At 41.9% G+C, this 17,170-nt stretch carries 29 protein-coding genes; 27 read left to right on the forward strand and 2 right to left on the reverse strand.

The genetic code is table 11. From position 1 onward, the window contains the following. Positions 1 to 3: 3 nt before the first annotated feature. From rpsC to rplQ, 21 genes are all read left to right on the forward strand, one after another. Positions 4 to 726 carry a 30S ribosomal protein S3 gene (gene rpsC / locus AC5JPY_RS10730; RefSeq protein ID WP_057758704.1) on the forward strand — a complete coding sequence of 241 codons (723 nt, stop codon included), beginning with the start codon at positions 4 to 6 and terminating at the stop codon, positions 724 to 726. 3 nt (positions 727 to 729) lie between these two features. Continuing rightward, complete coding sequence (rplP, locus tag AC5JPY_RS10735) at positions 730 to 1,143, forward strand: 50S ribosomal protein L16 (protein ID WP_025644399.1); 414 nt, start codon at positions 730 to 732, stop codon at positions 1,141 to 1,143. Further along, entirely contained in the window at positions 1,143 to 1,340 is a 198-nt protein-coding gene (gene rpmC, locus AC5JPY_RS10740; RefSeq protein WP_102094164.1) for a 50S ribosomal protein L29, read from the forward strand. Before rplP ends, rpmC begins: the two co-directional genes overlap by 1 nt. Beyond that, positions 1,337 to 1,612, forward strand: a complete 276-nt coding sequence (gene rpsQ / locus AC5JPY_RS10745; protein ID WP_319052270.1) for a 30S ribosomal protein S17 — start codon at positions 1,337 to 1,339, stop codon at positions 1,610 to 1,612. Before rpmC ends, rpsQ begins: the two co-directional genes overlap by 4 nt. Before the next feature lie 182 nt (positions 1,613 to 1,794). Beyond that, entirely contained in the window at positions 1,795 to 2,163 is a 369-nt protein-coding gene (rplN, locus tag AC5JPY_RS10750; RefSeq protein ID WP_010196702.1) for a 50S ribosomal protein L14, read from the forward strand. Between the two features lie 8 nt (positions 2,164 to 2,171). Then, positions 2,172 to 2,489 carry a 50S ribosomal protein L24 gene (rplX, locus tag AC5JPY_RS10755; protein ID WP_011279796.1) on the forward strand — a complete coding sequence of 106 codons (318 nt, stop codon included), beginning with the start codon at positions 2,172 to 2,174 and terminating at the stop codon, positions 2,487 to 2,489. Positions 2,490 to 2,510: 21 nt separating this feature from the next. Further along, complete coding sequence (gene rplE, locus AC5JPY_RS10760; RefSeq protein ID WP_443526867.1) at positions 2,511 to 3,047, forward strand: 50S ribosomal protein L5; 537 nt, start codon at positions 2,511 to 2,513, stop codon at positions 3,045 to 3,047. Between the two features lie 12 nt (positions 3,048 to 3,059). Beyond that, the gene (gene rpsN, locus AC5JPY_RS10765) at positions 3,060 to 3,365 is read left to right on the forward strand and encodes a 30S ribosomal protein S14 (protein ID WP_193006033.1); all 306 of its coding nucleotides are present in this window, start codon (positions 3,060 to 3,062) and stop codon (positions 3,363 to 3,365) included. Between the two features lie 11 nt (positions 3,366 to 3,376). Next, positions 3,377 to 3,775 carry a 30S ribosomal protein S8 gene (gene rpsH / locus AC5JPY_RS10770; RefSeq protein WP_319052272.1) on the forward strand — a complete coding sequence of 133 codons (399 nt, stop codon included), beginning with the start codon at positions 3,377 to 3,379 and terminating at the stop codon, positions 3,773 to 3,775. A gap of 176 nt (positions 3,776 to 3,951) precedes the next feature. Continuing rightward, complete coding sequence (gene rplF / locus AC5JPY_RS10775) at positions 3,952 to 4,485, forward strand: 50S ribosomal protein L6 (protein ID WP_201599217.1); 534 nt, start codon at positions 3,952 to 3,954, stop codon at positions 4,483 to 4,485. 11 nt (positions 4,486 to 4,496) lie between these two features. Continuing rightward, positions 4,497 to 4,847 carry a 50S ribosomal protein L18 gene (rplR, locus tag AC5JPY_RS10780; RefSeq protein ID WP_319052273.1) on the forward strand — a complete coding sequence of 117 codons (351 nt, stop codon included), beginning with the start codon at positions 4,497 to 4,499 and terminating at the stop codon, positions 4,845 to 4,847. Positions 4,848 to 4,849: 2 nt separating this feature from the next. Beyond that, positions 4,850 to 5,365 (forward strand): 30S ribosomal protein S5, encoded by a 516-nt coding sequence (gene rpsE, locus AC5JPY_RS10785; protein WP_010196711.1) that lies wholly within the window; start codon positions 4,850 to 4,852, stop codon positions 5,363 to 5,365. Positions 5,366 to 5,385: 20 nt separating this feature from the next. Continuing rightward, on the forward strand, positions 5,386 to 5,565 hold the full coding sequence (gene rpmD / locus AC5JPY_RS10790; RefSeq protein ID WP_057758718.1) for a 50S ribosomal protein L30: 180 nt from the start codon (positions 5,386 to 5,388) through the stop codon (positions 5,563 to 5,565). Then, entirely contained in the window at positions 5,565 to 6,005 is a 441-nt protein-coding gene (rplO, locus tag AC5JPY_RS10795; RefSeq protein ID WP_443526868.1) for a 50S ribosomal protein L15, read from the forward strand. Before rpmD ends, rplO begins: the two co-directional genes overlap by 1 nt. 19 nt (positions 6,006 to 6,024) lie before the next feature. Further along, positions 6,025 to 7,356 (forward strand): preprotein translocase subunit SecY, encoded by a 1,332-nt coding sequence (gene secY / locus AC5JPY_RS10800; RefSeq protein WP_443526908.1) that lies wholly within the window; start codon positions 6,025 to 6,027, stop codon positions 7,354 to 7,356. Between the two features lie 30 nt (positions 7,357 to 7,386). Then, the gene (rpmJ, locus tag AC5JPY_RS10805) at positions 7,387 to 7,503 is read left to right on the forward strand and encodes a 50S ribosomal protein L36 (RefSeq protein WP_010196721.1); all 117 of its coding nucleotides are present in this window, start codon (positions 7,387 to 7,389) and stop codon (positions 7,501 to 7,503) included. 251 nt (positions 7,504 to 7,754) lie between these two features. Beyond that, positions 7,755 to 8,111: a 30S ribosomal protein S13 gene (gene rpsM / locus AC5JPY_RS10810; RefSeq protein WP_021813384.1), complete on the forward strand. Its 357-nt coding sequence runs from the start codon at positions 7,755 to 7,757 to the stop codon at positions 8,109 to 8,111. Between the two features lie 20 nt (positions 8,112 to 8,131). Beyond that, positions 8,132 to 8,521, forward strand: coding sequence for a 30S ribosomal protein S11 (gene rpsK / locus AC5JPY_RS10815; protein WP_045454458.1), 390 nt, complete (start codon positions 8,132 to 8,134; stop codon positions 8,519 to 8,521). A 48-nt stretch (positions 8,522 to 8,569) separates the two neighbouring features. Continuing rightward, positions 8,570 to 9,211 carry a 30S ribosomal protein S4 gene (rpsD, locus tag AC5JPY_RS10820; protein ID WP_443526869.1) on the forward strand — a complete coding sequence of 214 codons (642 nt, stop codon included), beginning with the start codon at positions 8,570 to 8,572 and terminating at the stop codon, positions 9,209 to 9,211. Between the two features lie 80 nt (positions 9,212 to 9,291). Continuing rightward, positions 9,292 to 10,299, forward strand: coding sequence for a DNA-directed RNA polymerase subunit alpha (locus AC5JPY_RS10825; protein WP_201599219.1), 1,008 nt, complete (start codon positions 9,292 to 9,294; stop codon positions 10,297 to 10,299). 19 nt (positions 10,300 to 10,318) lie between these two features. Further along, the gene (gene rplQ / locus AC5JPY_RS10830) at positions 10,319 to 10,678 is read left to right on the forward strand and encodes a 50S ribosomal protein L17 (protein ID WP_021813387.1); all 360 of its coding nucleotides are present in this window, start codon (positions 10,319 to 10,321) and stop codon (positions 10,676 to 10,678) included. 85 nt (positions 10,679 to 10,763) lie between these two features. Here the strand turns inward: rplQ and AC5JPY_RS10835 are convergent, their stop codons facing one another. Both AC5JPY_RS10835 and AC5JPY_RS10840 read right to left on the reverse strand, forming a co-directional pair. Beyond that, entirely contained in the window at positions 10,764 to 11,384 is a 621-nt protein-coding gene (locus tag AC5JPY_RS10835; protein WP_319052276.1) for an L-threonylcarbamoyladenylate synthase, read from the reverse strand. 260 nt (positions 11,385 to 11,644) lie between these two features. After that, the gene (locus AC5JPY_RS10840; protein ID WP_443526870.1) at positions 11,645 to 12,373 is read right to left on the reverse strand and encodes an elongation factor P hydroxylase; all 729 of its coding nucleotides are present in this window, start codon (positions 12,371 to 12,373) and stop codon (positions 11,645 to 11,647) included. Positions 12,374 to 12,572: 199 nt separating this feature from the next. Between AC5JPY_RS10840 and AC5JPY_RS10845 the strand changes: the two genes are divergently transcribed. The 6 genes from AC5JPY_RS10845 to lysM all read left to right on the forward strand — a co-directional run bounded on the left by AC5JPY_RS10845 (position 12,573) and on the right by lysM (position 17,097). Further along, positions 12,573 to 13,166: a YceD family protein gene (locus tag AC5JPY_RS10845; RefSeq protein ID WP_443526871.1), complete on the forward strand. Its 594-nt coding sequence runs from the start codon at positions 12,573 to 12,575 to the stop codon at positions 13,164 to 13,166. Positions 13,167 to 13,484: 318 nt separating this feature from the next. After that, on the forward strand, positions 13,485 to 13,667 hold the full coding sequence (gene rpmF, locus AC5JPY_RS10850) for a 50S ribosomal protein L32 (RefSeq protein ID WP_057758809.1): 183 nt from the start codon (positions 13,485 to 13,487) through the stop codon (positions 13,665 to 13,667). A 423-nt stretch (positions 13,668 to 14,090) separates the two neighbouring features. Further along, complete coding sequence (fabD, locus tag AC5JPY_RS10855) at positions 14,091 to 15,059, forward strand: ACP S-malonyltransferase (RefSeq protein WP_443526872.1); 969 nt, start codon at positions 14,091 to 14,093, stop codon at positions 15,057 to 15,059. Beyond that, the gene (gene fabG / locus AC5JPY_RS10860; protein WP_057758813.1) at positions 15,056 to 15,784 is read left to right on the forward strand and encodes a 3-oxoacyl-ACP reductase FabG; all 729 of its coding nucleotides are present in this window, start codon (positions 15,056 to 15,058) and stop codon (positions 15,782 to 15,784) included. The genes fabD and fabG overlap by 4 nt, the downstream gene beginning before the upstream one ends. A gap of 260 nt (positions 15,785 to 16,044) precedes the next feature. After that, positions 16,045 to 16,281, forward strand: a complete 237-nt coding sequence (acpP, locus tag AC5JPY_RS10865) for an acyl carrier protein (RefSeq protein WP_057758815.1) — start codon at positions 16,045 to 16,047, stop codon at positions 16,279 to 16,281. Between the two features lie 306 nt (positions 16,282 to 16,587). Beyond that, the gene (lysM, locus tag AC5JPY_RS10870; RefSeq protein WP_071003170.1) at positions 16,588 to 17,097 is read left to right on the forward strand and encodes a peptidoglycan-binding protein LysM; all 510 of its coding nucleotides are present in this window, start codon (positions 16,588 to 16,590) and stop codon (positions 17,095 to 17,097) included. The last annotated feature ends 73 nt before the right edge of the window (positions 17,098 to 17,170 follow it).

Genomic DNA, 17,170 nt, shown 5'->3' on the forward strand with positions numbered 1-17,170 from the left:
GTTATGGGTCAAAAAGTACATCCAATCGGAATTCGTCTTGGTGTTGTAAAAAAGCATAACGCAAACTGGTATGCTAACCCTAAACAATACTCAGAATACCTAATCAACGATATTCAAGTTCGTGAATATCTACGCAAGAAGCTAGATAACGCAATGATCAGCAACATCATGATCGAGCGTCCTACTGGCGCTGCTAAGATCACCATCGCCACTGCGCGTCCTGGTATCGTTATCGGTAAGAAAGGCGAAGATATCGAAAGACTTCAAAAAGAATTGACCAAAATTATGGGCGTACCTGCTCAGGTCAACATTGAAGAAATCACGTCACCTGATCTTGATGCACGTTTGGTAGCAGACGGTATCGGTAGCCAGCTTGAGCGTCGTGTTATGTTCCGCCGTGCGATGAAGCGCGCCGTACAGAACAGCATGCGTTCTGGTGCTAAAGGTATTAAAGTTGAGCTGTCTGGTCGTCTTGGCGGTGCTGAGATTGCTCGTAGCGAATGGTATCGTGAAGGCCGTGTGCCATTGCATACACTTCGTGCTGATATTGACTACTCGTCAATTCGTGCAGAGACAACTTACGGCACCATCGGTGTTAAAGTTTGGATTTTCCGTGGCGAAATCCTTGACGGTATGAATAGCGTTTACAATCCCGTCAAAGAAGAGCAGACTCGTGCGCCAAAACGCCGTGGTCGTGGAAACCGTCGAAACTCAGACAGAGGTTAAACTATGTTACAGCCAAAACGTACCAAGTTTCGTAAAATGCACAAAGGTCGTAACACTGGGCTAGCTCATCGTGGAAGCACCGTTGCATTCGGACAAATTGGTCTAAAATCATTGACGCGTGGTCGTATGACAGCTCGTCAAATTGAAGCAGCACGTCGTACCATCACTCGTAAAATTAAGCGTGGCGGTAAGATTTGGATTCGTGTATTCCCAGACAAGCCAATTACCAACAAACCATTAGAAGTACGTATGGGTAAAGGTAAAGGTCCAGTCGAGTATTGGGTATGCGAAATCAAGCCTGGTAAAGTGCTATATGAAATTGAAGGGGTATCTGAAGAGCTTGCTCGCGATGCTTTAACGCTTGCTGCAGCAAAACTGCCCTTTAAAACTACCATTGTTAAGCGGACGATAATGTAATGAAGATCAGTGAATTACGTGATAAATCATTAGAAGAACTGACCCAGTTACTTGATGAAAAGCAACTTGATGCTTTCCGTATTCGTATGGCTAAAGCAACTGGTCAGTTGGGTAATACCCATGAAGTTAGAGACAATCGTCGTACGATTGCCCAGCTTCAGACTTTGATTAACGAGAAACAACGAGGCGACTCATGAGCGATAACAATCAAACAGCTACCAATGCTAGCGTAGTGACAGGACGAGTTGTCAGCGATAAGATGGACAAGTCCATCACAGTTTTGATTGAGCGTCTGGTTCGTCATCCTTTGTATGGCAAGCAGCTTCGTCGTTCTACTAAAATCAAAGCACATGATGAGAACAACGTTTGCCAACAAGGTGACCTTGTCCGTATCAAAGAAACGCGTCCAATCTCAAAAACTAAGTCTTGGACTTTAGTTGATGTGGTTGAAAAAGTAGAAAAAATCTAAGTAAATTGCATTAAAAGCCAGAAGCTGTTAAAATAGCCGCCTTTTTAAGGATGCTGATTGCGCCGAGCGTATATCACTCACATGAAGAGTAAGTCGCGGCTATTTCTATTAAAATGCCGTCTACTCATTCTGTGCTAGCGGCAGCAACTGGTTTTTATTGCTCATACGTGTGGAGTAACGCTATGATTCAGGTTGAGTCAATGCTGGAAGTTGCAGACAATAGCGGTGCAAGGCGAGTTCAGTGCATTAAAGTACTGGGTGGTTCTCATCGTCGTTATGCATCAGTTGGCGACATTATTAAAGTAACGGTTAAAGAAGCCATTCCTCGCGGTCGTGTTAAAAAAGGCGACGTGATGAATGCAGTAGTTGTACGTACCAAAAAAGGCGTTCGTCGTCCTGATGGTTCTGTGTTACGTTTTGATGACAATGCTGCGGTATTGTTAAACCAAAACAAAGCGCCGATTGCAACTCGTATTTTTGGACCGGTAACTCGTGAACTACGTGGTGATCAGTTTATGAAAATTGTATCACTAGCACCAGAAGTATTGTGAGGTAATCCATGTCAAAATTACGTAAAGGCGATACAGTTATCGTGATTGCTGGGAAAGATAAAGGCAAGCAAGGTACTGTACAAGCTGTAAAAAATGATCGTATTAAAGTTGAAGGCATTAATATTGTTACTAAACATCAGAAGCCAAATCAGGCAACTGGCGTTGAAGGTGGCATTCTTAAGCAAGAAGCTTTTCTGCATATTTCAAATGTCGCAATCTTAAATGCGCAAACCCAAAAAGCAGACCGTATTACTTATCAGTTTGGCGAAGACGGCAAGAAACAACGCGTCTATCGTTCAAACGGTGAAGTAGTGGCGACTGCGTAAGACACTAAGGGTGTAATGGTAATGGCAAGATTAAAATCTTTATATAACGATGAACTAAAGCAACAAATCAAAGAAGAACTTGGTTTGGGTAACGTGATGCAAGTGCCGAAAATCACTAAAATCACACTTAACATGGGTGTGGGCGGCGCGTCTCAAGACAAGAAATTGCTTGAAGGTGCTGTAGCTGATATGACCGCTATTGCTGGTCAAAAGCCTGTTGTCACTAAAGCGCGTAAATCAGTCGCTGGCTTTAAGATTCGTGAAGAATGGCCAATTGGTTGTAAAGTAACGCTACGCGGTGAGCAAATGTACGAATTTTTAGATCGTCTCGTTGCCATTGCAATTCCTCGTATTCGTGATTTCCGCGGTTTTTCACCTAAAGCCTTTGACGGACGTGGTAACTACTCATTGGGTATCAAAGAACAGATCGTATTCCCAGAAGTAGATTTTGACAAGATTGATCGTATCCGTGGTATGGATGTGACTATCACCACGTCAGCTCAATCTGATGAAGAAGGTCGTGCGTTGCTTAAAGCATTCGGCTTCCCATTTAAATAAGGTAAAGACGTTATGGCAAAGAAGAGCATGATTAACCGCGAATTAAAGCGCGAAAAAATGGTTGCTAAGTATGCTGAAAAGCGTATCAAGCTAAAAGAAACTATCAGTGATATGACTGCAAGTGACGAAGCTCGTATGGAAGCGATGTTAGAGCTACAAGCTCTTCCACGTAATTCATCACCAGTACGTCTGCGTAATCGTTGTGCTATCACCGGTCGTCCTCACGGTTACTTCCGCAAGTTTGGCTTATCACGCAATATGCTGCGTGAGCGTGTCATGCAAGGCGATGTGCCTGGTGTTCGTAAAGCAAGCTGGTAAGGAGTAACTATATGAGTATGCAAGATACCGTTGGGGATATGCTAACCCGTATCCGTAACGCACAAATGGCTAACAAAGTATCGGTAGCAATGCCGAGCTCTAAATTACGTAAATCAATTGCTGATTTGCTAGTTAGCGAAGGTTATGTGGCTAGCGCTGTTGTTGCTGAAGAAGAAAACAACAAAGCGACCCTTACTATTGAATTGAAATATTTCGAAGGCCGTGCTGTCATCGAAACTATTCAACGTTATAGCCGTCCTGGTCTACGCCAGTTCCGCGGTAAAGATGAAATCCCTACTGTTAAGCAAGGTATGGGTGTTGCTATCGTATCTACTAGCCAAGGTATCATGAGCGATCGTGCTGCACGCGCTGCTGGTATCGGTGGTGAAATCGTCGCATTTGTAGCGTAAGCTATACGACGATGAAGTCTACTTGATGAGTGTTAGGCTTCTATTGATTGAGTAATGTTAAATTATTTCAAATTGATAGGTGTCTAACATAGTCAACTATGCTAAACTAACACGCTTTTTAGCCTGTTAGTTTTTTCGCTAATATAAAGAAGTTAAATTTTTTAAGGAATATTCCTATGTCTCGTGTGGCTAAAGCCCCAGTGACGCTGCCTAACGGCGTAAGCGTTACTTTGAACGATCGGCAGGTCGAAGTTAAAGGCAAGAACGGTACTATGTCTTTACACCTGCATGAATTGGTCGAGCTGAAACAGGAAGATGATGCTATCATTTTCTCACCTACAGTCGATTCAAAAGAAGCTATGATGCACACTGGCACCATGCGCGCTCTTATTAACAACTATGTTAAAGGCGTCAACGAAGGCTTTGAAAGACGTCTTCAGTTAATTGGTGTTGGTTATCGTGCTCAAGTTGCTGGTAACAAGGTAACTCTAAACGTTGGTTACTCTCATCCAGTAGAGTACACGTTACCTGAAGGTGTGTCAGCTGAAACCCCAACGCAAACTGAAATTGTTTTGAAATCAAACAATAAACAGCAGCTTGGTCAAGCAGCGGCTAATATCCGTGGTTTCCGCCCACCTGAGCCTTATAAAGGTAAAGGTATTCGTTATAGTGACGAGCATGTGATTCGCAAAGAAGCTAAGAAAAAATAAGGTGAGTTGAAATGTTTGATAAAAAAGCAGCTCGTCTGCGTCGAGCTAAGAAAACACGCGCACATATCCGTTTCTTAGGCGTTCATCGCTTAACGGTTAACCGCACGTCAAAACATATTTATGCCCAGATTATCTCTCCAAATGGTGGTGAAGTGATTGCTCAGGCATCTACCTTAGACAACAGCTTGCGTTCAGGCGCGACTGGTAATGCTGATTCAGCAACGTCTGTAGGCCAAATGATCGCAGAACGCGCAAAAGCAGCTGGCATTACTAAAGTTGCCTTTGACCGTAGTGGTTTCAAATATCATGGTCGAGTTAAAGCTTTAGCAGAAGCTGCTCGCGAAAACGGATTGGAGTTTTAATCATGGCTAGAAATGATAAAAATGATAAAAATGAACAGACTGACGGTCTAGTAGAACGCTTAGTTACCGTTGATCGCGTTGCAAAAGTTGTTAAAGGTGGTCGTATTTTCTCTTTCACTGCATTGACTGTAGTGGGTGATGGTAATGGCCGCGTTGGTTTTGGTCGTGGTAAAGCACGTGAAGTGCCAGCTGCTATCCAAAAAGCACTAGAAGCTGCTAAACGCAATATGATAACTGTTGAATTAAATGATGCAACTTTGTATCATCCGATCAAAGCACGTCATGGTGCTAGTAAAGTCTATATGCAACCTGCATCTGAAGGTACTGGCGTAATCGCTGGTGGCGCAATGCGTGCTGTATTAGAAGTTGCTGGTGTCAAAGATGTTTTGACTAAATGTTATGGTTCTACCAATACTGCTAACGTTGTTCGTGCAACGTTTAACGGTTTACGTGATATGTCAACTCCAGAGAAGATGGCAGCTAAACGTGGTAAATCTGTAGACGAAATCTTGGGTTAACTTAGACTAGGTGAGTTACGATGAAAAAAATGAAAGTCACTCAATTTAAATCGGGTGCCCATCGCCTAAAGAGCCACAAAGCGAGCTTGAAAGGATTGGGTTTACGCCGCATTAATCACACTGTTGTAGTAGAAGATACTCCTTCAACACGTGGCATGGTTAATCGCGTTAACTACATGGTAAAAGTGGAGGAAGCGTAATGGGTCTTAGATTAAATGAATTATCACCAGGTGTTGGCGCAAAGAAAACTGCCCAACGTCGTGGTCGTGGTATCGGTTCAGGTCTTGGTAAGACTGGTGGTCGTGGTGTAAAAGGTCAGAAATCTCGTTCAGGTTCTAGCGTTCGCTCAGGATTTGAAGGTGGTCAAATGCCTTTATATCGTCGTCTACCAAAATTTGGTTTTACCAGTAAACTGGCTATGAAGACTGCTGAAGTACGTCTTTCTGAACTGAATAAAATTGATGGTGATGTGGTTAGCCTTGAGACACTTAAAGCTGCTAACCTTGTCCGTCACGACATGAAGCGTGCCCGTGTTATGCTATCAGGCGAAGTCACCAAAGCTTATACCTTTAAAGGTATCAAAGTGACTAAAGGTGCTAAGCAAGCGATCGAAGCTGCTGGTGGTAGCATCGAGGAGTAGTAACGTGTCAAAACAATCAATGTCATCGACTGGTATACCGCTTAATCCATTCGCATTTATACGTAAGTATGATGAGTTATGGTCGCGTTTATTATTCTTAATCGGCGCATTGATTGTTTATCGTTTAGGGTCACATATTCCAGTGCCGGGTATTAACCCGGTCAACTTGGCTGATCTGTTTTCGCGCAACGAAAACACCATTTTGAGCATGTTTAATATGTTCTCAGGTGGTGCGCTAGAGCGTATGTCTATCATGGCACTTGGCATTATGCCATATATCTCAGCATCGATTATTGTACAGATGATGTCTGCAGTATTGCCATCGCTTGAGGCTCTCAAAAAAGAGGGTGAAGCAGGACGACGTAAGCTAAACAAGTACACCCGTCAGGGAACGCTTGCTTTAGCACTAGTACAGTCATTAGGAATGTGTGCTGGTTTGATCAGCCAAAACCTTACTTTATCATCTGGTTTGACCTTTTATATTCCAGCTGTTACTTCATTAGTAGCGGGCGCAATGTTCTTGATGTGGCTCGGTGAGCAGATTACAGAACGTGGCGTTGGTAACGGTATTTCAATGCTCATTTTTGCGAGTATTGTGGCTGGTACACCAGGTATGATTTCGCAATCTATCGAACAGGTCAATCAAGGTCAGATGAACTTGATTGTACTATTTATTTTTGTATTACTGGGAATTGCGGTAACTGCAGGTATTGTTTATATTGAACGTGCTCAGCGCCGTGTCCCTGTTAACTATGCTCAGAAACAACAGCAAGGCCGCAAAATTTACGCTCAGCAGCAGTCACATTTACCGTTGAAGCTTAATATGGCAGGGGTTATCCCAGCTATTTTTGCAAGTTCTTTATTGTTGTTTCCTGCAAGTTTAGGGCAGTGGGTAGGTCAATCAACTGACCCTACCTTTGTACAAAAAATATTGCAAAATATGGCATTGGTGTTGTCTCCAGGACAGCCGTTGTATTTAGTATTGTTCGGTGCAATGATTATTTTCTTCTGTTATTTTTATACGGCATTAGTATTTAGCCCTCGTGAAGTAGCAGAAAACCTTAAACGTAGTGGTGCTTATATCCCAGGTATTCGCCCAGGACAACAAACTCAGCGTTACCTCGATCATGTATTAAACCGACTGACCTTTATTGGCGCGATGTATATGACGGTTATTTGTTTAATGCCAATGGTCGTCCAGTCATCGTTTGGTGTACCGTTTCAACTTGGTGGTACGTCGCTACTGATTATGGTGGTTGTGGTAATGGACTTCATCTCGCAGATTCAAGCGCATTTGATGACCCATCAATATCATGATCAGACGTTAATTCAATCGCCCACTCAACCTTAATGAGCGGTACGATATTTCAAGGAGCATGCTATGAAAGTTCAAGCATCAGTTAAGAAGATTTGTGGTAGCTGTAAAGTTGTGCGCCGTAAAGGCCGTGTACATATCATTTGTACGGCAGAACCGCGCCACAAGCAACGTCAAGGTTAATATCTAGTATCATAAAGTTTTAAACTTTTATTACTATATAAATTAATACTTGAAAAATAACGGCGGATGGGATATCATCCGCCACTTGCCGTGTTTATACAGAATGTTTTATAATGGTTTTTAAGTACAGGATTTTACTAAATCCTAGTATCAAAAGTTATTATAGAGTGTGTAGTATCAACAGCAACAATTCTGAAAAATAATGCCTTATTGATAAATAACGCTTATTTTTCTTTAATGGAGAGAAATCAATGGCTCGTATTGCCGGCGTAAACATTCCGGATAATAAGCATGCTGTTATTTCACTAACTTACATCTTTGGTGTAGGTCGTACCACTGCTCAGAAAATCTTAGAAGCAGTTGGCATTGCCCCTACTACTAAAGTTAGCCAGTTAGATGATACACAGTTAGATGCTATCCGTGCACAAGTTGCAAACTACATGACTGAAGGTGACCTTCGTCGTGAAGTTTCAATGAATATCAAGCGTTTAGTTGATCTTGGTTGTTACCGTGGCATCCGCCATCGTCGTAACCTACCAGTTAGAGGTCAGAATACCAAGAACAACGCTCGTACTCGTAAGGGTCCGACACGCCCTCTCAAAAGATAATTAACTTAGGAAGCTAAAAGATGGCAAAAGACACTCGCAGTCGCAAAAAGGTGACTCGTCGTTCAGTATCGGAGGGCATTGCCCATATCCATGCGTCTTTTAATAACACCATTGTTACGATTACCGATCGTCAAGGTAATGCATTGGCTTGGGCCACTTCAGGTGGACAAGGCTTCCGTGGTTCACGTAAATCTACACCATTTGCAGCTCAGGTTGCAGCTGAAGTCGCTGGTAAAGCGGCTCAAGAATACGGTGTTAAGAATATCGACGTTTTGGTCAAAGGACCAGGACCGGGTCGTGAGTCTGCGGTAAGAGCACTAGGTGCATTGGGTTATAAAGTTAACAGCATCTCTGATGTAACCCCAATCCCACACAATGGTTGCCGTGCGCCGAAAAAGCGCCGCGTCTAATATTAAAGACGAAGCTTTTTATTCCAAAAGCTTATAGGAGACATAACAATGGCCCGCTATATTGGACCAAAACTGAAATTATCACGTCGTGAAGGTACAGACTTAGGTCTTAAGTCTGGCGTTAAACCATATGACGTAAAAACGAAAAAAGCTGGTCGTCCACCAGGTCAGCACGGTGTAAGCCGTAACAAGACCTCAGAATACGCTCTACAGCTGCGCGAAAAGCAGAAAGTTAAGCGTATTTATGGTGTATTAGAGCGTCAGTTCGCTAACTACTACAAAGAAGCTGCTCGTAAGCGCGGTGCTACTGGTGAAAACCTTTTAGCTATGCTTGAGAGCCGTCTAGATAACGTTGTATATCGCATGGGCTTTGGCTCAACTCGCGCTGAAGCACGTCAACTAGTTAGCCATCGTACCGTAATGGTAAAGAAAGCTGGCCGTGATGAGTTTGTTCGTGTGAACATTCCATCAATTCAGCTTCAAGATGGTGATGTCATCGCTATCCAAGAGAAGTCTCGCGAACAGCTACGTATTAAAAACGCTATTGAACTAGCGTTACAACGTGGCATTCCAGAATGGCTTGATGTTGATCACAGCAAATTACAGGGCACGTTCAAAAAAGCGCCTGATCGTATTGATCTACCTGCTGAAATCAACGAAAGCTTGATCGTTGAGCTATACTCTAAGTAATAACGTAATGCTCAATGTTATGAAAATAACATTGAGCACTCAACGTTAATTAAACCAGTTTAATAAATCGAGGTGACATCATGATGCTAAATGCAACTGAGTTTCTAACGCCGAATGCCATTAATGTGGATACGGTTAATGAAACGATTGCGAAAGTCACGCTCGAACCGTTAGAACGCGGCTTTGGGCATACCCTAGGTAATGCTCTGCGTCGCATCTTGTTATCTTCATTACCTGGTGCTGCAGTCATTGAAGCTGAGATTGATGGTGTTGACCATGAATACTCTACGCTTGAAGGGCTACAAGAAGATGTACTTGACTTGCTTTTGAACTTAAAAGGTTTGGCAATTACGCTTCATGACCAAAATGAAGTATTTTTGACCTTGGATAAACAAGGTCCAGGCACTATTACTGCTGCAGACATCGCGTTACCGCACAATGTTGATATTATCAATCCAGAATTGGTTTTGGGTACATTGAGCGACCGTGGTCATCTTAAGATGCGTTTGCGCGTAGTGATGGGTCGTGGATATGAGCCAGCAAACCAGCGCCGTGAAGATGGTGATACTAGAGCAATTGGACGCTTAAAGCTTGATGCAAGTTTTAGTCCTGTGCTACGTGTTGCTTATCAGGTTGAGAACGCTCGCGTTGAGCAGCGTACTGATCTTGATCGTCTTATCGTTGAGCTTGAAACTAATGGCACTATAGATCCAGAAGAAGCAATTCGTAAAGCAGCAACTATTTTACAGCAACAGATTTCTATCTTTGTTGACCTAGAAGCTGAAGAAGCGCCTGAGCCTGTGAAAGAAAAAGAAGAGGTTGATCCGGTGCTATTACGCCCTGTGGACGATCTTGAACTAACGGTTCGCTCAGCCAACTGCTTGAAAGCTGAAAACATTTACTATATCGGTGATTTGGTACAGCGTTCAGAGACTGAACTTCTAAAAACCCCAAATCTTGGTAAGAAATCATTAACAGAAATCAAGGACGTATTAGCGTCTAAAGATTTAGAGCTCGGTATGCGCCTAGATAACTGGCCACCAGCTGATTTACGTGTTGATGATCGCTTTTCTTATCGTAGCCGTTAAACTTTAAGGATTTTTGACTATGCGCCATCGTAAGAGTGGAGTCAAGCTGGGTCGTACCGGCAGTCATCGTAAGGCAATGTTTCAGAACATGACTAACTCATTATTTGAGCATGAACTGATCAAAACAACTTTACCAAAAGCTAAAGAACTACGTCGCGTTGCCGAGCCATTGATCACTATGGCTAAAGAAGACAGCGTTGCTAACCGTCGTTTGGCATTCAGCCGTATGCGTAGCAAAGCTATGGTAGGCAAATTATTTGGCACGTTAGGTCCTCGTTACCAGACGCGTCCAGGTGGTTATTTGCGTATCGTAAAGTGTGGTTACCGTGATGGTGACAATGCGCCAATGGCTTATGTAGAATTGGTTGATCGCGACTAGTTTTGCACCATAGATATATTTCATAAAAAAGCTCCAATTCAATTGGAGCTTTTTTTTATCTAGAATTTGGTTAATTGTTATCTGTTTAAAGCAACAATGAATCAACGTCAGCAGCACCCTGTCTAATCACTTCAGGCTGACTATTGGTCATGTCTACAATGGTGGTAAGTTTGGTTGTCTTTATGCCTGCATTGATAAGACCGTCTATTTGATTACCTAACAAGTCTTCAATTTCAAACGGATCATCTAAAATATCGTCTCTATCAGGAAGAATCAAAGAACTGGTCAAAATAGGTTCATCCATCGCTTCCAATAGCGCTTGGGCAATAGGATTGCTAGGCACACGAATACCAATCGTTTTCTTTTTTGCGTGGGCGAGTTTCTTAGGCACATCTTTTGTAGCATTGAGAATAAAAGTAATTGGCGCTGGCGTATGCGCTTTAAGCTGTTTAAATTGTACATTGTCGACTGTAGCGTAGTTTGCAATCTCACTAAGATCACGGCATAACAAAGTAAATTGATGCTTGTCATCAAGCTCGCGAATTTGCTTTAGCTTAGTCAAGGCGTCCTTTGCGCCCAACCGACAACCAAAAGCATAACTGGTATCTGTTGGATAAATGATCAGTTGATCCTTGCGTAGCATATTGGCAGCTTGTTCGATGAGACGTGGCTGCGGATTTTCTGGATGAATATAGAGTACTTCCATAATAATTCCTTATTTTATAGTTATTGGTTTTTTTATTAATACAAATAATTTGTCAGCTGGTTAAAGCTAATTTAATCAGAAGTAGTGTCGCTGAACACTACTTCGTATGTTGCTAATGCAATCTACTCAAAAATGCTATTTCAATTATCAGTATAGCTCAAAGCCAATAGAGCTTTAGTGGTAAGGCGTTACCAATCGTAGAAAATCGTTAACACCAAAAAAATGAGTAGCTCAAATAAAAGCCTTATTGGCGTTTGATATTATTTATCTTTGCAAGCACGGAGTAGGGTGCTGAGTAATGTCTTAGCATCACGTGGTAAAATTTTTGGATTTTCAAGATAGGTTTCTACTTGTTGATAGACGTCATTAGCAAATGCACTCTCGCTAGTGTCAAAGTCAGCAAACAAGTTATCTTGTGAGACTTGAAAATGTCGCCCACATGCTAGAGTAAATAGACACTCTAGTGCTTGCGGCTTGATTTCTACACGCTCAAATGCCTGCTGCTGAGCTGCTGTTCGACCGTCTGGGGCATACCAGTAGCCAAAATCAGGTAGTCGCCTACGAGCCTCACCAGCCACACACCAATGACTGATTTCATGCAAAGCACTTGCAAAAAAACCATGGGCGAATTCGATTCTGGCAGGTTGATTACCTTGAATAGGAAAGTATTCAGGCTCACTATTACTACGGACCAATACGACCTGCTGCTCACTGAACAATGTATTGAACAGACTTATCAGCCAATCAGTAGCTGCACGCTCGCTATCAGTCGCTTCTACTGCTTGACGACCGTACTCAAGATTGATGCTAGACAGTTTTTGCCACTGACGTTTCCATTCTTTTAAGCATTTATTACTGTCAGAACATTCTGACTTAGTAGATGTTTTTGCTAGGTCGCTGTTTTGCTGAGTAATGCGCTCGACAAGTACATTAACGTCAATAGAAGAAAGTAAGTTAGAAAAATCAGTTTTGTTGTTAGACAGATCCATAAATAAAATATTGACTCAATAAACATTAAAAAATAGGCACCAAGAACAGAAAGATTATCTGAATGAAAAAGGAGCAAGTATAGAGGTTTAGATAGTTTTTCTGTCAAAAAATATTAACATACTACCGCTAGCGTAGCCTGATACTTTCCGTTAGTATGGCAGGCAATATTATACACCGTTTTTATGAATGAGGCCTCGCATGTCAAGCACTTCAGAAACCAAGCCGTCAGCACCTTATGCTGATAATAAAAAAGCGTCCGTATCTACTAGCATGCCTGAGCACATTTCATTAGATAAATGGGCTGATACGGGTTATGAATGGTCGGGAGAAATTGATCCAAAACTATTTGATCGTCTTGCTACTACACTAAGTACAGAGCATGAACAATCACATATCCAGTTGAATGCGACGCTTTATCGCCGCAATAATGTTTTGCATCTGGCATTCACTTTGGCAGGTGATGTCTGGTTGACGTGTCAACGTTGTTTACAGCCAATTGCGATAGACTTGTCTGATGACTACGATATTGCGCTACTTGAAAACGATAGCCAAGTACGCTTGGTCAATGATGAGCAAGATTACTTGTTGCTCGATGAAATCGTCACTGAGCAATCTCCTGAGCGTTTATTGCCATTCAAAAAACTGGTAGAAGATGAGATTTTGCTCAAAACACCAATGGCGCCAAAACATGACGACTGTGAAATGTCAGTTGAGCAGTTCGGCGAGCTCCCAGAAGAAGAAGAAACCGAAAACCCTTTTGCAGCTTTAGCTTCATTAAAAGGCAAATTATAAATACAGAATTGACTTGCTAGATGTATTTATTGAGCCTTTTGTCTGCTTTGCACAGAAGAGTGCAAGGCAGGGCTTTATTAATTCAATAAACATGCGTATAATGTCCGGTTTATTGCATTCGAGCAACCTGTTGCGTGCTGATAGAAGCTGACTAGGTAAATTTTTCATAAATTTCAGACATAGTTAGCGCTTTATGTAAGTGACAATTTATTTAACTAATGATGCTTAAGACTTAGGTTGTTATGATTATATAGCCTCTGTCAGTATCGACTAAAGCTGAATTTTAAGCTTATCCCTTTTAAGTATAGGAGCTATATCATGGCTGTTCAAAAAAGTCGTAAAAGCCGTTCTCGTCGTGACATGCGCCGTTCACATCACCGTATGGAAATTGCTGAACTAAGCGTAGACGCTACTACTGGTGAAAAACATCGTCGTCATCACATGACTAAAGATGGTTTCTATCGAGGCCGTCAGCTATTTAAAGTAAGTCAAGACGCCTAAGACATTGACTCTATGATAATTTGAGCAAAGCAGTGATAGTACTGGTGACTGTCATTGTTTTGCCTGATTATTATTAGTCAATAAGCTTCGAGCTAAAAAAGCCAAGTTATTTCGCTATCATATATTATGTGGCTGGATAACTTGGCTTTTTGTTATTTATGACTCTACTCATTACCTAAACGAGCTTCTGTTCCCTAGTAGATAATAGAGCATGATAACGTCATTAGTCTTTTGGTTCGCACAGCGCTTCACTATCATCGTTTGATACGCATCCGCTATGATAATGGCTTGCGTCAGTGTATAGTTTACTGACAATCCGTTGTCGTAGACAGGTAGTCGAAGTAGCAGCTTTGTATAACATCTAATAATATAATAAACCCCATTGTTTTTAGGGATATTCTAATCAGATAAGGAATATTGGTTATGACTTCTGTACCCGATATGGTAAAAAAGCAACCCGCTCGTATCGCGGTTATTTTTCCTGGTCAAGGATCTCAAGCCGTCGCAATGACAAGTGAGCTTGCTGAAACTTACCCAGAGATACGTGATACGTTTACCGAAGCGAGTGAAGCGCTTGGTGAGGATTTGTGGGCAATCTGTCAAGATGAAGATAAACTCAATCAAACTCAATACACTCAGCCAGCGCTATTGACAGCTAGTATTGCTATTTGGCGTGTCTTACAACAACAACTTAAAGAAACGCCTTGTTATTTAGCGGGTCATTCTCTTGGCGAATATAGCGCGTTATGTGCTGCCAATGTGATATCGCTTGGTCATGCCGTGACCTTGGTACATAAGCGTGGTCAGTTGATGCAAGAGGCTGTTGTAGGGGTTGATACTGCTATGGCTGCCGTATTAGGACTTGAAGACAATAGAGTCGAAAACCTATGTGAACAAGCAACAGAACATGTTGAAGCTGCTGTAGTTGGTGCTGCTAATTTTAATAGTCCAGGGCAAGTGGTTATTTCGGGTAATGCTGCGGGCGTCAACGCTGTTATCGACAAAGTAAAAAATACTGGCAAAAAATCTGTGCCCCTAAAGGTAAGTGTGCCATCTCATTGCGCACTGATGGAACCTGCAAGTAATGCCTTAGCTGAGATATTAGCAGAGATCAAATTTGATCAGGCTACTATCCCTGTAATTCAAAATCGCCATGCGCGTGTTGAGACCAGTGCAGCGGGCATCAAGCAAGCCTTAACTGAACAGCTAAGTGAACCTGTATTGTGGTCAAAGACTATGCAAGAGTTGGCTGACAAGCAAATTAATATATTAATCGAGTGTGGCAGTGGTAATGTCCTCAGCAATTTGGCGAAGCGTCAAGCACAGCCGATCGCAAGCTATCCGACTGACAAGCCTGCCCGTCTAGAAAAATTATTAGAGGTGTTATTATGAGCCGTACGATTACATTAGTGACTGGTGCTAGCCGCGGTATTGGAAAGGCAGTTGCTAAACGCTTTGCGAAAGAAGGACATTTCGTCATTGGCACAGCCACTACAGAGAAAGGTGCTGAGCTGATTGATGATTATCTTCACGATACTGGCGGTATTGGCCGTGTTTTAGATGTACGTGATACTGCCCAAATTGATAAACTGTTCGAAGAAATCGAAAGTGTCTATGGTGCGGTACAGGTACTCGTCAACAACGCAGGTATCACCCAAGATGGTCTACTGATGCGTATGAAAGATGAAGACTGGGAAAACGTCATCGATACCAATTTGACATCAGTATACCGTATGAGTAAGCGTGCAGTACGTGGCATGATGAAAGCACGTCGTGGTCGCATTATCAATATAACCTCCGTCGTCGCTCAAATGGGTAACGCAGGTCAATCTAACTATGCTGCGACCAAAGCCGGTGTAGAAGGGTTCAGCCGTACGCTTGCACGTGAAATCGGTTCACGCCAAGTGACTATCAATTGCGTCGCACCAGGTTTGATCGAAACGGATATGACAGATGAGCTTGATGAGCGCCTATTGAACTCTATGCTAGATGCTGTTCCTATCAGCCGTCTTGGCCAGCCAGAAGACATTGCAGCAGCCGTACATTTCTTAGCCAGCGATGAGGCCAGCTATATCACAGGTGCTGTTATTCCTGTCAATGGTGGCATGTATATGTAGGCGTTACACAGTTATAATAAAAAACTGTGTGAACGAGTGTAAACTATAATAAAGGGTGCTATAATGACGGATACTTTTGAGTCAAAGCCCTGTATGATAGCAGGTCTTTATTAGACATCAGACAGATTGTACACTATGTCATAGAGTACTCAGACAGCAATGCTGATCTGGCAAATACATTTTATATACCATGCTATAAAGCTTAGATTAAGCGCTATAGCAGTTTATCAAAAATAATAGATGATAACGGAGTGATCTATATGAGTAATGATATCGAACTAAGAGTAAAAGCAGCAGTAGCTGAGCAATTAGGTATGAATGTTGAAGACATCAACAATGATGCTTCATTCATGGAAGACTTAGGTGCAGATTCATTGGACCTAGTTGAACTGGTTATGTCTTTTGAAAGTGATTTTGGTATCACTATTCCTGATGAAGATTCTGCAGAATTGACTACTGTTCAAAAAGCAATCGATTACGTACAAGCTCAGCTATAATTTGCTACACAGTTGATAGTTTTGTGATGCCGCTTATCTTGTAGATAGGCGGTTTTTTTATGCGTCTGTTCTTCTTTATATGCTGACTATGCTAGATATACTGGTTTTCATATGTATGAACTTTGGACTATTGAGTTGTATTAACATAAGCTACGTCAATCCAACATTACTCAACATACTCTTACTATTTACTTTATTCTCCTTTGTCTATACTCATCATGGTAATTAGAAATAGAGCAAGACAATGCTTTATTACACATCATCAAAAAAACAACGATGAATAATAAAAATTTAAGGAGTAGTTATATGGGTATGTTCAGTTTCGCAAAGGATATCGGTGACAAGATTTTTAACCGTGATGACGAAAAGCATGACGCAAAATCTGAAACCAAAGCAGATGCTAATACACCAGTACAAAGCAGTGAGCCTTCAGCACAGTCAGTTGCTAACATCTTGCTACGTCGTATTCAGCAGCAAAACCTAAATATCAGCAATCTAAAAATCAAATATAATGGTTCTACAGATACCGCAGAGATTAGTGGTAATGCTAAGACTCAAGCTGATCGCGAAAAAGCCATCATCGCTATTGGTAATGTGCAGAACGTCGCAAAAGTTATTGACAATATCGACATCGAAGAAGATGCGCCTGAATCAACTATGTATACCGTAAAGTCTGGCGATAGTTTATCTAAAATTGCTAAAGATGTTTATGGCGAATCTGGTGATTATATGAAAATATTCGAAGCCAACAAGCCAATGCTATCTGATCCAGACAAAATTTATCCAGGTCAAGTACTACGCATTCCTAAGCCATAATTCTCAAAAGTGCTTAGAGATTGAGTAGAGTCGACTAAATATAAAAAAGCCTCTTATGTTTAAGAGGCTTTTT

The organism is Psychrobacter sp. H27, assembly GCF_059072655.1.

Excerpts from the sequence above, each read along its gene's own strand:
- rpsC (WP_057758704.1), top strand. The coding sequence starts at position 4 with ATGGGTCAAAAAGTACATCCAATCGGAATTCGTCTTGGTGTTGTAAAA.
- rplP (WP_025644399.1), top strand. The coding sequence starts at position 730 with ATGTTACAGCCAAAACGTACCAAGTTTCGTAAAATGCACAAAGGTCGT.
- rpmC (WP_102094164.1), top strand. The coding sequence starts at position 1,143 with ATGAAGATCAGTGAATTACGTGATAAATCATTAGAAGAACTGACCCAG.
- rpsQ (WP_319052270.1), top strand. The coding sequence starts at position 1,337 with ATGAGCGATAACAATCAAACAGCTACCAATGCTAGCGTAGTGACAGGA.
- rplN (WP_010196702.1), top strand. The coding sequence starts at position 1,795 with ATGATTCAGGTTGAGTCAATGCTGGAAGTTGCAGACAATAGCGGTGCA.
- rplX (WP_011279796.1), top strand. The coding sequence starts at position 2,172 with ATGTCAAAATTACGTAAAGGCGATACAGTTATCGTGATTGCTGGGAAA.
- rplE (WP_443526867.1), top strand. The coding sequence starts at position 2,511 with ATGGCAAGATTAAAATCTTTATATAACGATGAACTAAAGCAACAAATC.
- rpsN (WP_193006033.1), top strand. The coding sequence starts at position 3,060 with ATGGCAAAGAAGAGCATGATTAACCGCGAATTAAAGCGCGAAAAAATG.
- rpsH (WP_319052272.1), top strand. The coding sequence starts at position 3,377 with ATGAGTATGCAAGATACCGTTGGGGATATGCTAACCCGTATCCGTAAC.
- rplF (WP_201599217.1), top strand. The coding sequence starts at position 3,952 with ATGTCTCGTGTGGCTAAAGCCCCAGTGACGCTGCCTAACGGCGTAAGC.
- rplR (WP_319052273.1), top strand. The coding sequence starts at position 4,497 with ATGTTTGATAAAAAAGCAGCTCGTCTGCGTCGAGCTAAGAAAACACGC.
- rpsE (WP_010196711.1), top strand. The coding sequence starts at position 4,850 with ATGGCTAGAAATGATAAAAATGATAAAAATGAACAGACTGACGGTCTA.
- rpmD (WP_057758718.1), top strand. The coding sequence starts at position 5,386 with ATGAAAAAAATGAAAGTCACTCAATTTAAATCGGGTGCCCATCGCCTA.
- rplO (WP_443526868.1), top strand. The coding sequence starts at position 5,565 with ATGGGTCTTAGATTAAATGAATTATCACCAGGTGTTGGCGCAAAGAAA.
- secY (WP_443526908.1), top strand. The coding sequence starts at position 6,025 with ATGTCATCGACTGGTATACCGCTTAATCCATTCGCATTTATACGTAAG.
- rpmJ (WP_010196721.1), top strand. The coding sequence starts at position 7,387 with ATGAAAGTTCAAGCATCAGTTAAGAAGATTTGTGGTAGCTGTAAAGTT.
- rpsM (WP_021813384.1), top strand. The coding sequence starts at position 7,755 with ATGGCTCGTATTGCCGGCGTAAACATTCCGGATAATAAGCATGCTGTT.
- rpsK (WP_045454458.1), top strand. The coding sequence starts at position 8,132 with ATGGCAAAAGACACTCGCAGTCGCAAAAAGGTGACTCGTCGTTCAGTA.
- rpsD (WP_443526869.1), top strand. The coding sequence starts at position 8,570 with ATGGCCCGCTATATTGGACCAAAACTGAAATTATCACGTCGTGAAGGT.
- AC5JPY_RS10825 (WP_201599219.1), top strand. The coding sequence starts at position 9,292 with ATGATGCTAAATGCAACTGAGTTTCTAACGCCGAATGCCATTAATGTG.
- rplQ (WP_021813387.1), top strand. The coding sequence starts at position 10,319 with ATGCGCCATCGTAAGAGTGGAGTCAAGCTGGGTCGTACCGGCAGTCAT.
- AC5JPY_RS10835 (WP_319052276.1), bottom strand. The coding sequence starts at position 11,384 with ATGGAAGTACTCTATATTCATCCAGAAAATCCGCAGCCACGTCTCATC.
- AC5JPY_RS10840 (WP_443526870.1), bottom strand. The coding sequence starts at position 12,373 with ATGGATCTGTCTAACAACAAAACTGATTTTTCTAACTTACTTTCTTCT.
- AC5JPY_RS10845 (WP_443526871.1), top strand. The coding sequence starts at position 12,573 with ATGTCAAGCACTTCAGAAACCAAGCCGTCAGCACCTTATGCTGATAAT.
- rpmF (WP_057758809.1), top strand. The coding sequence starts at position 13,485 with ATGGCTGTTCAAAAAAGTCGTAAAAGCCGTTCTCGTCGTGACATGCGC.
- fabD (WP_443526872.1), top strand. The coding sequence starts at position 14,091 with ATGACTTCTGTACCCGATATGGTAAAAAAGCAACCCGCTCGTATCGCG.
- fabG (WP_057758813.1), top strand. The coding sequence starts at position 15,056 with ATGAGCCGTACGATTACATTAGTGACTGGTGCTAGCCGCGGTATTGGA.
- acpP (WP_057758815.1), top strand. The coding sequence starts at position 16,045 with ATGAGTAATGATATCGAACTAAGAGTAAAAGCAGCAGTAGCTGAGCAA.
- lysM (WP_071003170.1), top strand. The coding sequence starts at position 16,588 with ATGGGTATGTTCAGTTTCGCAAAGGATATCGGTGACAAGATTTTTAAC.